This is a genomic window from Pseudomonas sp. B21-059 (genome assembly GCF_026016285.1).
Classification (GTDB): domain Bacteria; phylum Pseudomonadota; class Gammaproteobacteria; order Pseudomonadales; family Pseudomonadaceae; genus Aquipseudomonas; species Aquipseudomonas danubii.
Window position 1 is genome coordinate 251,262 of record NZ_CP087201.1, and the last position, 12,687, is coordinate 263,948.

Below are 12,687 nucleotides of genomic sequence, written 5' to 3' on the forward strand. Positions count from 1 at the left end.
CTCTAACGGTATTTAAATTCTGCTTTTTATAGCTATAAAGTCGCGGCAGCCGGGCGGTTACCCACCGCCCCACGGACTGCACCACCGTCGCTGTACCCCAGCGGCGTTCAGGATGATTCATGACCCTCGATTACGCTTTTATCCTCAGCACCCTGCCGGCCTTTCTCAAAGCCGTGGGGGTGACCCTGCAGGTCGGCCTGATCGCCATCGGCACCTCGCTGCTGGTAGCCCTGATCAACGCCACTGTCCTGGTGTTTCGCACCCCTTACCTGCACCGCCTGATCGGCCTGTACGTGGAACTGGCGCGCAACACACCGCTGTTGATCCAGCTGTTCTTCGTCTACTTCGCCTTGCCGGCCCTGGGGATCAAGGTCTCGGGTTTTGCCGCGGCGATCATCACCATGACCTTTCTCGGTGGCGCCTACCTCACCGAAGTGCTGCGCGCCGGGGTGGAAGCCGTGCCCCAGGCGCAGTTGGAATCGGGGCGCTCCATCGGCCTGTCCCAGTGGCAGTTGCTGCGCTACGTGATCCTGCCCCAGGCCGGCATCCTCAGCCTGCCGTCGCTGTTCGCCAATTTCATTTTCCTGCTCAAGGAAACCACCGTGGTCTCGGCGGTGGCGGTGCCGGAGATTCTCTACACCACCAAGAGCTACATCGCCCTGTACTACAAGACCTACGAAATGCTCGCGGTGCTGACGCTGATCTGCGTGCTGTTGTTCTTGCCGCTGTCGCTGTTGCTCAGCCGTCTGGAAAGGAGGTTGCAACATGGCCAGTTCGGGTCTTGAGCTGTTGCTGGTGTCCTTGCCGCAACTGGCCCGGGGCGCTGCGCAGACTTTGTCGATTTCGCTTTTGAGCATTGCCTTCAGCACCCTGGGCGGGGTGCTCTACGGCGTGCTGCGCAGCCTGCAACGCAAGGTGCTGGATGTACCGTTGCGAATCTACCTGGAGCTGTTCCGGGCGATCCCGGTGCTGGTCTGGTTGTACCTGCTGTTCTTCGGCTTTCCGATCTTCTTCGGCCTCAGCATTCCCAGTTTCACCTGCGCGGTGCTGGTGCTGTCGCTGTGGGGCGCCAGCGAAGTCGGCGAGGTGGTGCGCGGGGCCCTGCAATCCCTGCCCCGGGGCCAGCGTGAAGCGGGCTTGTCCATCGGCCTCTCCGGTGCCCAGCTGTACGGCTACGTCTTGCTGCCCCAGGCGCTGAAGCGCATGACGCCGCCGACCATCAACGTCTACACGCGAATCATCAAGACCAGTTCCCTGGCGGTGCTGATCGGCGTGGTGGACGTGATCAAGGTCGGCCAGCAGATCATCGAGCGCACCTACGAATCGGTGCTGATCTACGGCGTTCTGTTCCTGTTTTTCTTCTTTATCTGCTACCCGTTGTCGGCCGCCTCCCGCGTGCTGGAGCGGCGCTGGACGCAAGCATGAGCGCATTGATCGAGTTCCAGGGTTTCAACAAATTCTTTGGCCCGCAGCAGGTGCTCAAGGAGGTCGACCTCAGCGTGGCCGCAGGGGAGGTGATCGTCATCCTAGGTCCCAGCGGCTGCGGCAAGAGCACTCTGCTGCGCTGCCTCAACGGCCTGGAAAGCGCCCACAGCGGCCATCTGCGTTTCGCCGGGCGCGAGCTGCTCAGCCCCGACACCGACTGGCGTCAGGTGCGCCAGCAGATCGGCATGGTGTTCCAGAGCTATCACCTGTTCCCCCACATGAACGTGCTGGACAACCTCCTCCTCGGGCCGCTCAAGGTGCAAAAGCGCGAGCCCCGCGAAGCCCGGGCCCAGGCCGAAGCGCTGCTGGAGCGGGTGGGCCTGCTGGACAAGCGCGAGGCCTTTCCCCGGCAGCTGTCCGGCGGCCAGCAGCAACGCATCGCCATCGTCCGCTCGTTGTGCATGAACCCCCAGGTGATGCTGTTCGATGAGGTCACCGCGGCCCTTGATCCGGAGATGGTCAAGGAAGTGCTGCAGGTGATCCAGGGCCTGGCCCGGGACGGCATGACCCTGTTGATCGTCACCCATGAAATGGCCTTCGCCCGGGCCGTGGCCGACCGCATCGTGTTCATGGATGGCGGGCGCATCGTGGAACAGAACACCCCCGAGGCTTTCTTCACCAACCCGCAGAGCGCACGCGCGCAGCAGTTCCTGGAGAAGTTCTCGTTCGTTGAAGCACTGCCCAAGAAAGCCCCTAAAAAGGAACTGGAGCTCTTATGAAAACTGCCAAGTCTTCGCTGTTGTTACTGCCGCTGTTCGGTCTGGCCCTGCTGGCCGGCTGCGATAAATCCAATGATGCACCCAAGCCTGCGGCCACCGCTGCCAGCGCCGCGCCGGCGGCCGGTTACCTGGACAAGATCAAGGCCCGGGACAAGCTGATCGTCGGGGTGTTCACCGACAAGCCGCCGTTCGGTTTCGTCGATGAAACCGGGCGCTATGTGGGCTTCGATACCGACATCGGCCGCCAGTTCGCCAAGGACCTGTTGGGGGACGAGAACAAAGTGGAGTTCGTCGCCGTGGAACCGGCCAGCCGCATTCCCTTCCTGCAGAGCGACAAGGTCGACCTGATCCTGGCCAACATGACCGTGACCCCGGAGCGCAAGCAAGCGGTGGAATTCACCAACCCCAACCTCAAGGTGGCGGTGCAGGCCCTGGTACCCGAAGGCAGCCCGGTGAAGAGCCTGGATGACCTGGCAAGCCGCACCACCATCGTCACCACCGGCACCACCGCAGACATCTGGCTGACCCAGAATCACCCGGACTGGAAGCTGCTCAAGTTCGAGAAAAACACCGAGTCCCTGCAAGCCCTGGCCAATGGCCGTGGCGACGCCTACGCCCAGGACAACCTGATCCTGTTCAGCTGGTCCAAGCAGAACCCGGGCTACCGCGTATTGCCCCAGACCCTGGGCGAGCAGGCACCGATTGCCCCGGCGGTGAAGAAGGGCAACATCGAATTGCGGGACTGGGTGAATGCCGAACTGGCCAAGCTGGGCGAAGAAAAATACCTGCTCAAGCTGTATGACCAGTACGTGCGCAAAGAGCTGAGCGATGACACCCCGCCTGAGAGCGTGATTGTCGAAGGCGGCAAATGGCAGGGCTGAGGCGTACTGTCGGCTGCTGAATCCACTGTGTAGCCGCTGCCGAAGGCTGCGAACGGCTCCGAAGGAGACGCCGCTCTTGAGGGCCTCGGAAGGTCCTGCGGACCTTATCGCAGCCTTCGGCAGCGGCTACAGGGTGTGGGAGGCGCGATTTTCAGTCGGGCCAGTACCAGGCCGGTTCGTCGAGCATGCGCTGGCCGACGATGCCGGTCTGGCCCAGCTCTTTCTCCAGCACGATGCAGTTGCATTCGGGGTCTTCCTGCAAGGCCGCGATCAGGCGCCGGGCGTGGGACACCACCCACACCTGGCACTGCTCTGAAGCCCTGATGATCAAGCGCGCCAGGGCCGGCAACAGGTCCGGGTGCAGGCTGGTCTCCGGTTCGTTGAGCACCATCAGGCTCGGCGGCCGCGGAGTCAGCAAGGCCGCTACCAGCAACAGGTAGCGCAAGGTGCCGTCCGACAGTTCCGCGGCCGACAGCGGTCGCAACAAGCCTTCCTGATAGAACTCGATGGCGAAGCGTCCACCCTGCAGCGGGGCGATGTTCAGGCGCGCGCCGGGGAAGGCGTCGCTGATGGCCGTCTGCAGCGCCTCGGGGTCGCCGATCTCGCGAATGGTCTGCAACGCCGCCGCCAGGTCGCGGCCATCGTGATGCAGCACCGGCGTGCGGGTGCCCAGTTGCGGCTGGCGCACCGGGGCTTCGCTGTCGCTGCGAAAGTGATCGTAGAAACGCCAGCGACGAATGAACTCGCGCATCTGCAGCACTTCCGGCGAGCCGCGCAGGCTGCCCACTTGATCGAACAGGCTGTCGAAGTCCGGCGTGTGCTGGGCCAGCACGTCCCAGCTGCGACCCTGGCGCGTGCGGATCAACGGGCCGGCACGGTCCACCAGCAGGCTGGCGGGACGGTAGAGCGGCCCGGACCAGATGCATTCCTTCTTGATCTGCGGGTCCAGGGCAAACGCCGAGTGACTGGGCTCCGGCAGACCCAGGGCGATGGCGTAGCTGAAGTCTTCTCCGGCAAAGCCCAGGCGCAGGCGCTTGCTGGAAGAGCGCACGCTGGCCTCGATCGGCACCTCGCCATTGCGCATGCGTCGGCTGAGGTTTTCCGGCCCGGCCCAGAAGGTCGATTCCAACCCGCCTTCCTTGGCCAGGGCATTGACCACGCCGCCCTGGGCGGTCTCTGCCAGCAGGCGCAGGGCCCGGTACAGATTGGACTTGCCGCTGCCATTGGCGCCGGTGATCAGGTTCAGTCGGCCGAGGGGCATCACCAGTTTGTTAATGGAGCGGTAATTGGCCACCGCCAGGGTCTTGAGCATGCCGGGTCTCCTGTTGCGTGGTGCGCAGTGTGCCTGATTTGTAGAGCGGGAGCTTGCTCGCCGCCGCTCCCGAAACCGCTGCTGTGTTTGCCCGGACAGGGTGCGCTGCAAGGCTGGCGACTACGGCGCCCAGGGGCGTCGGTCGGCCGAGCGGGAGCTGGCGTCCTCGCTACGAAAGCCCTGTTTATGAGACCTGCGTGCAAGGGTTGAACCCTGTTCTAAGCTCACAGTCGTAACGTCACTGGCGCGACGATCAAGCACAAGGAGCCTGCATGGCTGGTCTCAAATCGAGGTGGATAGTGGGGCTGAGTCTGCTGGCGCTGCTCGGCGGCTGCGGAGCGGAAAAGCCGACCGAGAAGGAACGCCCGCGGGTGCGTATCCAGCAAGTGCAGAGCAGCGATTTTGCCCCGTCGGTGACCCTCACCGGTGACGTCCAGGCCCGGGTGCAGACCGAGTTGTCGTTCCGCGTTGGCGGCAAGATCATCCAGCGTCTGGTGGATGTCGGCGACCGGGTTTCCGCCCAGCAAGTACTGGCCCGGCTCGATCCCAAGGACTTGCAGACCAACGTCGATTCCGCCGCTGCCGCAGTGTTTGCCGAACAGGCGCGGGTCAAGCAGGCCAGTGCCGCCTTCGTCCGCCAGCAGAAACTCTTGCCCAAGGGCTACACCAGCCAGAGCGAATACGATTCGGCCCAGGCCGCCCTGCGCAGCAGCCAGAGCGCCTTGAGCGCGGCTCAGGCGCAGTTGGCCAATGCCCGCGAGCAGTTGAGCTACACCGAACTGGTGGCCGAGGCGCCGGGGGTGATCACCGCGCGTCAGGCCGAGGTGGGCCAGGTGGTACAGGCCACCATGCCGATCTTCAGCCTGGCCCGGGACGGCGAGCGCGACGCGGTGTTCAACGTCTACGAATCGCTGCTGATGCAGCCGCCGGGCCAGGAAACCATCCACGTCAGCCTGCTGGACAACCCCAAGGTGACCACCACCGGCAAAGTCCGCGAGGTGACCCCGGTGGTCTCGGCCCAGAGCGGTACGGTGCAGGTCAAGGTGGTGCTCGATTCGCTGCCGGCGGGCATGGACCTGGGCTCGGTGGTCAGTGCCACCGCCCGGGCCCACGGCAAGGCCACGGTGGTGCTGCCTTGGTCGGCCTTGACCAAGAACCTCAGCGAACCGGCGGTGTGGCTGGTGGGCGAGGACGGCAAGACCGTGCTGCACAGCGTCAAGGTCGGGCGTTACCTGACCGGCCAGGTGATCATCAGCGACGGCCTCAAGGGCGGCGAGAACGTGGTGGTGGCCGGGGGGCAGTTGTTGCACCCGGGGATGTTGGTCGAGATTGCCGGGCCGACCAAGGAACAGGGAGCACAACCATGAAGCGCCTGCTGCCGTTGTTATGGGCCAGCCTCTTGCTGCTGGGCTGCTCCAAGGAAGAGCCGGCGCCGGAGCCGGTGCGTCCGGTGCTGTCGATCCAGGTGGCGCCGCAATCGGAGGAAAGCCTCGGGCGCTTTGCCGGCAACATCCAGGCCCGTTTTGAAACCAACCTGGGCTTTCGGGTGCCGGGGCGGATTGCCAGCCGCAATGTGGATGTCGGTGCCGAAGTGGGGCCCGGGGACTTGCTGGCGACCCTCGATCCCACCGACCAGCAGAACCAGCTGCGGGCCGCCCAGGGTGACCTGGCCAAGGTCGAGGCGCAGTGGATCAACGCCCAGGCCAACGCCCGGCGCCAGCAGGAACTGTTCGACCGTGGCGTCGGTGCCCAGGCGCAATTGGACATTGCCCAGACCGACCTGAAGACCACCGGCGCTTCCCTGGCTCAGGCCAAGGCGGCCGTGCGCCAGGCCCAGGACCAGCTCAACTACAGCCAACTGCGCAGCGATCACGGCGGCGTGGTCACCGCCTGGAATGCCGAAGCCGGACAGGTGGTGACCGCCGGCCAGCAGGTGGTGACCCTGGCCCGGCCGCAGATCAAGGAGGCGGTGATCGATCTGCCGGCGACCCTGGTGGATCAACTGCCGGCGGACGTGGAGTTCAAGGTCGCGGCCCAGCTCGACCCGAGCATCAGCACCACGGCCACCGTGCGCGAGATCGAGCCCCAGGCCCAGAGCGCGACCCGTACCCGTCGCGCCCGCCTGACCCTCAAGGACACTCCCGAGGCCTTTCGCCTGGGCACCGCCATCAGCGTGACCCTGAGCTCGGCCATCGAGCCGCGCACCGAGTTGCCCCTGACGGCCCTGCAAGAGGTGGATGGCCAGACCCGGATCTGGGTCATCGACCCGCAGAGCCAGACCGTCGCCCCCCGGGAGATCAAAGTGCTCAGCCGCGACAGCGATTCGGCGCTGATCAGCCAGGGGGTCAAGCCCGGCGAGCGCATCGTCAGCGCCGGGGTCAACAGCCTCAAGCCGGGGCAGAAAGTCAAAGTCGATGAGGGCCGCGCACAATGACGCCTGACAGCAAAGGGAGCTTCAACCTGTCCGAGTGGGCGATCAAGCATCAGTCCTTCGTCTGGTACCTGATGTTCGTCGCGCTGCTGATGGGGGTGTTTTCCTACCTGAACCTGGGGCGCGAGGAAGACCCGTCCTTCACCATCAAGACCATGGTCATCCAGACTCGCTGGCCCGGCGCGACCCAGGAAGAAACCCTGAAGCAGGTCACCGACCGCATCGAGAAAAAACTCGAAGAGCTGGACTCGCTCGACTACGTGAAAAGCTACACCCGCCCCGGCGAGTCGACGGTGTTCGTCAACCTGCGCGACACCACCAGTGCCAAGGACATTCCCGAGATTTGGTATCAGGTGCGCAAGAAGATCAACGACATCCGCGGCGATTTCCCCCAGGGCTTGCAGGGCCCGGGTTTCAACGATGAGTTCGGCGATGTGTTCGGTTCGATCTACGCCTTCACCGCCGACGGCCTGAGCATGCGCCAACTGCGTGACTACGTGGAGCAGGTGCGCGCCGAGATCCGCGAAGTGCCGAACCTGGGCAAGGTGGAGATGGTCGGTGAGCAGGACGAAGTCATCTACCTGAACTTTTCCACGCGCAAGCTGGCGGCCCTGGGTATCGACCAGCGCCAGGTCCTGCAAAGCCTGCAAGCGCAGAACGCGGTGACCCCGGCCGGGGTTATCGAGGCCGGGCCGGAGCGGATCTCGGTGCGCACCTCGGGGCAGTTCGCCTCGGAGAAGGACCTGGCCACGGTCAACCTGCGCCTCAACGACCGCTTCTATCGCCTGGCCGACATCGCCGACATCAGTCGCGGCTACGTCGACCCTGCCACACCGCTGTTCCGTTTCAATGGCCAGCCGGCCATCGGCCTGGCCATTGCCATGAAGAAGGGCGGCAACATCCAGGACTTCGGCAAGGCCCTGCATGCGCGCATGAATGAGCTGACCGCCGACCTGCCAATCGGTATCGGCGTGCACAAGGTCTCGGATCAGGCCGAGGTGGTGCAGGAGGCGGTGGGCGGTTTCACCAGCGCCTTGTTCGAGGCGGTGATCATCGTCCTGGTGGTGAGCTTCATCAGCCTTGGGATGCGCGCCGGGCTGGTGGTGGCCTGCTCGATTCCGCTGGTGCTGGCCATGGTCTTCGTGTTCATGGAGTACAGCGGCATCACCATGCAGCGGATCTCCCTGGGGGCCTTGATCATCGCCCTGGGGCTGCTGGTGGACGACGCCATGATCACCGTGGAAATGATGGTCACGCGCCTGGAGAAGGGCGAGAGCAAGGAGCAGGCGGCGACCTTTGCCTACACCTCCACCGCCTTCCCGATGCTCACCGGGACCCTGGTGACCGTGGCCGGCTTCGTACCTATCGGCCTCAACGCCAGCTCCGCTGGTGAGTACACCTTCACCCTGTTCGCGGTGATCGCCGTGGCCATGCTGGTGTCGTGGATCGTCGCGGTGCTGTTTGCCCCGGTGATCGGCATCCACATCCTCAGCACCAACGTCAAACCCCACTCCGAGGAGCCGGGGCGCGTCGGTCGCGCCTTCAATGGCGGCCTGCTGTGGGCCATGCGCAACCGCTGGTGGGCGATTGGCATCACCGTGCTGCTGTTTGTCGCGTCGGTGTTCGGCATGCGTTTTGTGCAGAACCAGTTCTTTCCGTCTTCCGACCGGCCGGAGATCCTGGTGGACCTCAACCTGCCGCAGAACGCCTCGATCGACGAGACCCGCATGGCCGTGGACCGGTTGGAAGCGACCCTCAAGGACGACCCGGACATCGAGCGCTGGAGCACTTACATCGGCGAAGGCGCGATCCGTTTCTACCTGCCCCTGGACCAGCAGTTGCAGAATCCGTATTACGCCCAGCTGGTGATCGTCAGCAAGGGCCTGGAGCAGCGCACGGCCCTGACCGAGCGTTTGCGCAAGCGCCTGCGCGAAGACTTCGTCGGCATCGGCAGCTATGTGCAGGCCCTGGAAATGGGCCCGCCGGTGGGGCGGCCGATCCAGTACCGGGTCAGCGGCAAGGACATCGACCAGGTGCGCAAGCACGCCATCGACCTGGCCACCGAACTGGACCGGAACCCGCACATCGGCGAGATCATCTACGACTGGAACGAGCCCGGCAAAGTGCTGCGCATCGACATCGCCCAGGACAAGGCGCGGCAACTGGGGCTGTCCTCGGAAGATGTGGCGCGACTGATGAACAGCATCGTCAGCGGTTCCACCGTGACCCAAGTGCATGACGACATCTACCTGATCAACGTGGTCGGCCGTGCCGACGACAGTGAGCGTGACTCACCGGAAACCCTGCAGAACCTGCAGATCGTCACCCCCAATGGCACCTCGATTCCGCTGCTGGCCTTCGCCACGGTGGGCTACGAACTGGAGCAGCCGCTGGTGTGGCGCCGCGACCGCAAACCCACCATCACCATCAAGGCGGCGGTGCGCGACGCGATCCAGCCCACCGACCTGGTCAAGCAATTGCAGCCGGACATCGACCAGTTTGCCGCGCAGTTGCCTGCCGGCTACTCGGTGGCCACCGGCGGCACCGTGGAGGAAAGCAGCAAGGCCCAGGGTCCGATTGCCAAGGTGGTGCCGCTGATGCTGTTCCTCATGGCGACCTTCCTGATGATCCAGTTGCACAGCGTGCAGAAGCTGTTCCTGGTGGCCAGCGTCGCGCCCCTGGGGCTGATTGGCGTGGTCCTGGCCCTGGTGCCCACCGGCACGCCCATGGGCTTTGTGGCGATCCTCGGGATTCTCGCGCTGATCGGCATCATCATTCGCAACTCGGTGATCCTGGTGACCCAGATCGACGAATACGAGCGCGAGGGTTATCACCCCTGGGACGCGGTGCTGGAAGCCACCCACCATCGGCGTCGACCTATCCTGCTGACCGCCGCCGCGGCCAGCCTGGGGATGATCCCGATTGCCCGGGAAGTGTTCTGGGGGCCGATGGCCTACGCCATGATTGGCGGCATCATCGTTGCCACCTTGCTGACCTTGCTGTTCCTCCCGGCGCTGTACGTGGCCTGGTACAAAATCAAGGAGCCGAGCCAAGACACTGACCGCACTCGCCCCACGGCCTCGTAGGAGCTGGCTTGCCAGCGAAGGGGCCCGGGAGGCGAGCGCTTGATCCGGAAACGCCTTCGCCGGCAAGCCGGCTCCTACAGGGTATGCGGCGTTGCAAAGGGCGTGGGCATCCCGCTGCCGTAGGAGCTGGCTTGCCAGCGAAGAGGCCCGGGAGGCGGGCGCCTGATCTGTGACTGCTTTCGCCGGCAAGCCGGCTCCTACGGAGGGAGTGTGGCGGGGGGCTCAGGCCTTGCGCCAGACGCTGGCCAGCCAGGGTTGCTGTTCCCGGGGCAGGCCGGCGGGACGGTAGTAATGCTCCAGCTCGACAAAGCCTGCCTCAGTCAGCAACGCCTGCCAGCTTGCGAGGTCGTGGTAGGCGCCATAGCGCGGGCCGTTCCAGCCTTCCTGGTTGTCGCCGCGCGGGTTGGAGCTGAACAGCACGCCGCCGTCCTTGAGGCTCGCATGCAGTTGCTTGAGCACCCGTGGCAGTTCCTGGCGGGGAATGTGGAACAGCACTGCGTTGGCGAAGATGCCGTCGAAGCGGGCCGCGGGCAGATCAAGCTTGAGAAAGTCTTGCTGCCAGACTTCGCAGCCGCTGTCGTCCCGGGCCATCTGGGCAAAGCGCTCGCAGCCGTCGAGGCCGATGGCGATATGGCCGAGGCGGGTGAAGGTTTGCAAGTCGCGCCCCGGGCCGCAGCCAAAATCCAGCACGCTGAAGGGCGCCGGGCCCTGTATATGCCGCAGCAGCGCGTCGATGTTCTGGCTGACGTCGTGGTCGCGGGTGCCTTCACGAAAGTCCTCGGCCACCTGCTGGTAGTGGCCGAGGGTGGTGGCGGTGATGGTGTCTAGGTCGTCTGGAGCAAGTTTCATGGCGGGCTGCATGGCGTGAAGAGGAATCGCCCGAATATACCCCATGCACCCTGTAGCCGCTGCCGAAGGCTGCGAGCGGCTCCGCAGGAGACGCCGCTCTTGAGGGCCTCGGAAGGTCCTGCGGACCTTGTCGCAGCCTGCGGCAGCGGCTACACGGGATGCCGCTAGCGCTTGTTCAGCACCCGCGCCAAACGGTCGCCGCCCAGCTGGATCGCCGCCACCAGGATCACCAGCAGCACGATCACCGTGAGCATGATCTGGCTGTCGAAACGCTGATAACCGTAGCGGTAGGCAATGTCCCCCAGCCCGCCCGCGCCAATCGCCCCGGCCATGGCCGAGGAGTTGATCATGGTCACCAGGGTGATGGTGAAACCGCCGACGATGCCCGGCAGCGCTTCAGGCAGCAGCACGTGCCAGACAATGTGCCAGCGTCGGCAGCCCATGGCCTGGGCGGCTTCGATCAGGCCGTGATCGACCTCCCGCAAGCTCACTTCGGCAATGCGCGCAAAGAACGGCGTGGCGGCGATGGTCAGCGGCACCACCGCCGCCCACACGCCGTAGGTGGTGCCGACGATCAGCCGGGTAAAGGGGATCAGCGCCACCATCAGGATCAGGAACGGAATCGAGCGAAACAGGTTCACAAAGGCCCCCAGCGCCCGGTTCAGGTTCGGCGCTTCATAGATCCCGCCCTTGCCGCTGGTGACCAGGATCACCGCCAGGGGAATCCCCGCCAGCAGGGCAATCAGCGAGGACACGCCGACCATCAGCAGGGTGTCGAGAATGCCCTGCAACAAGCGATCAAACCACATAGCCCAGTACCTCCACTTGTTGTGCCCATTGCCCGGCGCGCTGGCGCAGTTCCTCGGCGCTCAGGGACGAGCCCTGGACCGCCAGCAGCAGTTGTCCCAGGGCGTGGCCCTGGATGCGTTCCACGCCGCCTTGCAGCAGGCGCACGCGACCGCCCAGGGCGCCGAACAGCGCCGCCAGGTCCGGCTCTTCATGCTTGACGCCGGTGAAACGCAGGCTCAGCACCAGCGCCGCGTCGGCCGCCGTCGGCTGGCTGTGCAAACGGCTTTGCAGCTCTGGCGGCAGGCCGTGCTGCAAGGGCGCCAGCAGGGTCTTGCTGACCTCGTGTTGCGGGTGGCCGAAGACTTCCCAGACCGGTCCCTGTTCGACGATGCGTCCATGTTCCAGCACCACCACCCGGTCGCAGATCTCGCGAATCACCGCCATCTCGTGGGTGATGAGGATGATGGTCAGGCCCAGACGCTGATTGATCTCTTTCAGCAGGCCAAGGATCGACTGGGTGGTTTCCGGGTCCAGGGCCGAAGTGGCTTCGTCGCACAGCAGGATCTCGGGATCGTGGACCAGGGCCCGGGCGATCCCCACCCGTTGTTTCTGGCCGCCGGACAACTGCGCCGGGTAGGCCTGGTGCTTGTCCTTGAGCCCCACCAGTTCCAGCAGCTCGCGGACCTTGCGCTCGCGCTCGGCCTTGGGCACCCCGGCGACCTTCAGCGGCAGCTCGACGTTGTGCCACACGGTCTTGGCCGACATCAGGTTGAAGTGCTGGAAGATCATGCCGATGCGTCGGCGCAGGGCCACCAGGCGGTCTTCGTCGAAGTCGCCGATGTCCACCTGATCAATCAGCACCCGGCCGCTGCTGGGTTGCTCCAGGCGGTTGATGGTGCGGATCAGTGACGACTTGCCGGCGCCGCTGCGGCCGATGATGCCAAACACCTCACCGCGCTGGATCGAAAGGTCGATGCCGTGCAGGGCCTGCACCGGGCCCTGCTGGCCCTGGTAGGTCTTGCCCAGGCCGATAAAGCGCACCTGGGCGCGGTTCAGTTCGGGGTGCAGCTCGGTCTGCTCGGCGCTGTGGGGCGCGGGGTCGGCTAGCTTGCGCTGTAGCGTCGCGACACTCATT

11 protein-coding genes are annotated in these 12,687 nt (G+C 64.9%); 7 read left to right on the forward strand and 4 right to left on the reverse strand.

The window, feature by feature from the left end; genetic code table 11:
• Nucleotides 1-119: 119 nt before the first annotated feature.
• Genes LOY69_RS01155 through LOY69_RS01170 form a run of 4 tightly spaced genes read left to right on the forward strand, consistent with a single transcriptional unit; the run spans nt 120 to nt 3,085 of the window.
• Entirely contained in the window at nt 120-785 is a 666-nt protein-coding gene (locus LOY69_RS01155; protein WP_102862620.1) for an amino acid ABC transporter permease, read from the forward strand.
• The gene (locus LOY69_RS01160) at nt 766-1,425 is read left to right on the forward strand and encodes an amino acid ABC transporter permease (RefSeq protein WP_011058612.1); all 660 of its coding nucleotides are present in this window, start codon (nt 766-768) and stop codon (nt 1,423-1,425) included. The genes LOY69_RS01155 and LOY69_RS01160 overlap by 20 nt, the downstream gene beginning before the upstream one ends.
• On the forward strand, nt 1,422-2,204 hold the full coding sequence (locus LOY69_RS01165; RefSeq protein ID WP_102882721.1) for an amino acid ABC transporter ATP-binding protein: 783 nt from the start codon (nt 1,422-1,424) through the stop codon (nt 2,202-2,204). Before LOY69_RS01160 ends, LOY69_RS01165 begins: the two co-directional genes overlap by 4 nt.
• The gene (locus tag LOY69_RS01170; RefSeq protein WP_102882722.1) at nt 2,201-3,085 is read left to right on the forward strand and encodes a transporter substrate-binding domain-containing protein; all 885 of its coding nucleotides are present in this window, start codon (nt 2,201-2,203) and stop codon (nt 3,083-3,085) included. The genes LOY69_RS01165 and LOY69_RS01170 overlap by 4 nt, the downstream gene beginning before the upstream one ends.
• 151 nt (nt 3,086-3,236) lie before the next feature.
• On the opposite strand, the gene LOY69_RS01175 is transcribed toward LOY69_RS01170, so the two are convergent.
• On the reverse strand, nt 3,237-4,397 hold the full coding sequence (locus LOY69_RS01175; RefSeq protein WP_265074028.1) for an AAA family ATPase: 1,161 nt from the start codon (nt 4,395-4,397) through the stop codon (nt 3,237-3,239).
• Between the two features lie 272 nt (nt 4,398-4,669).
• On the opposite strand from LOY69_RS01175, the gene LOY69_RS01180 reads away from it, so the two are divergent.
• The 3 genes from LOY69_RS01180 to LOY69_RS01190 are packed head-to-tail and all read left to right on the forward strand — an operon-like array spanning nt 4,670 to nt 9,914.
• Nucleotides 4,670-5,764, forward strand: a complete 1,095-nt coding sequence (locus LOY69_RS01180) for an efflux RND transporter periplasmic adaptor subunit (protein ID WP_102882724.1) — start codon at nt 4,670-4,672, stop codon at nt 5,762-5,764.
• Nucleotides 5,761-6,831, forward strand: coding sequence for an efflux RND transporter periplasmic adaptor subunit (locus tag LOY69_RS01185; RefSeq protein WP_102862624.1), 1,071 nt, complete (start codon nt 5,761-5,763; stop codon nt 6,829-6,831). Before LOY69_RS01180 ends, LOY69_RS01185 begins: the two co-directional genes overlap by 4 nt.
• Nucleotides 6,828-9,914 carry an efflux RND transporter permease subunit gene (locus LOY69_RS01190; protein WP_265074029.1) on the forward strand — a complete coding sequence of 1,029 codons (3,087 nt, stop codon included), beginning with the start codon at nt 6,828-6,830 and terminating at the stop codon, nt 9,912-9,914. The genes LOY69_RS01185 and LOY69_RS01190 overlap by 4 nt, the downstream gene beginning before the upstream one ends.
• Nucleotides 9,915-10,136: 222 nt before the next feature.
• Here the strand turns inward: LOY69_RS01190 and LOY69_RS01195 are convergent, their stop codons facing one another.
• From LOY69_RS01195 to LOY69_RS01205, 3 genes are all read right to left on the reverse strand, one after another.
• Entirely contained in the window at nt 10,137-10,763 is a 627-nt protein-coding gene (locus LOY69_RS01195) for a class I SAM-dependent methyltransferase (RefSeq protein WP_102882726.1), read from the reverse strand.
• A gap of 164 nt (nt 10,764-10,927) precedes the next feature.
• Entirely contained in the window at nt 10,928-11,572 is a 645-nt protein-coding gene (locus LOY69_RS01200) for a methionine ABC transporter permease (RefSeq protein ID WP_011058620.1), read from the reverse strand.
• Nucleotides 11,562-12,686: a methionine ABC transporter ATP-binding protein gene (locus LOY69_RS01205; protein WP_265074030.1), complete on the reverse strand. Its 1,125-nt coding sequence runs from the start codon at nt 12,684-12,686 to the stop codon at nt 11,562-11,564. Before LOY69_RS01205 ends, LOY69_RS01200 begins: the two co-directional genes overlap by 11 nt.
• Nucleotide 12,687: the final 1 nt, after the last annotated feature.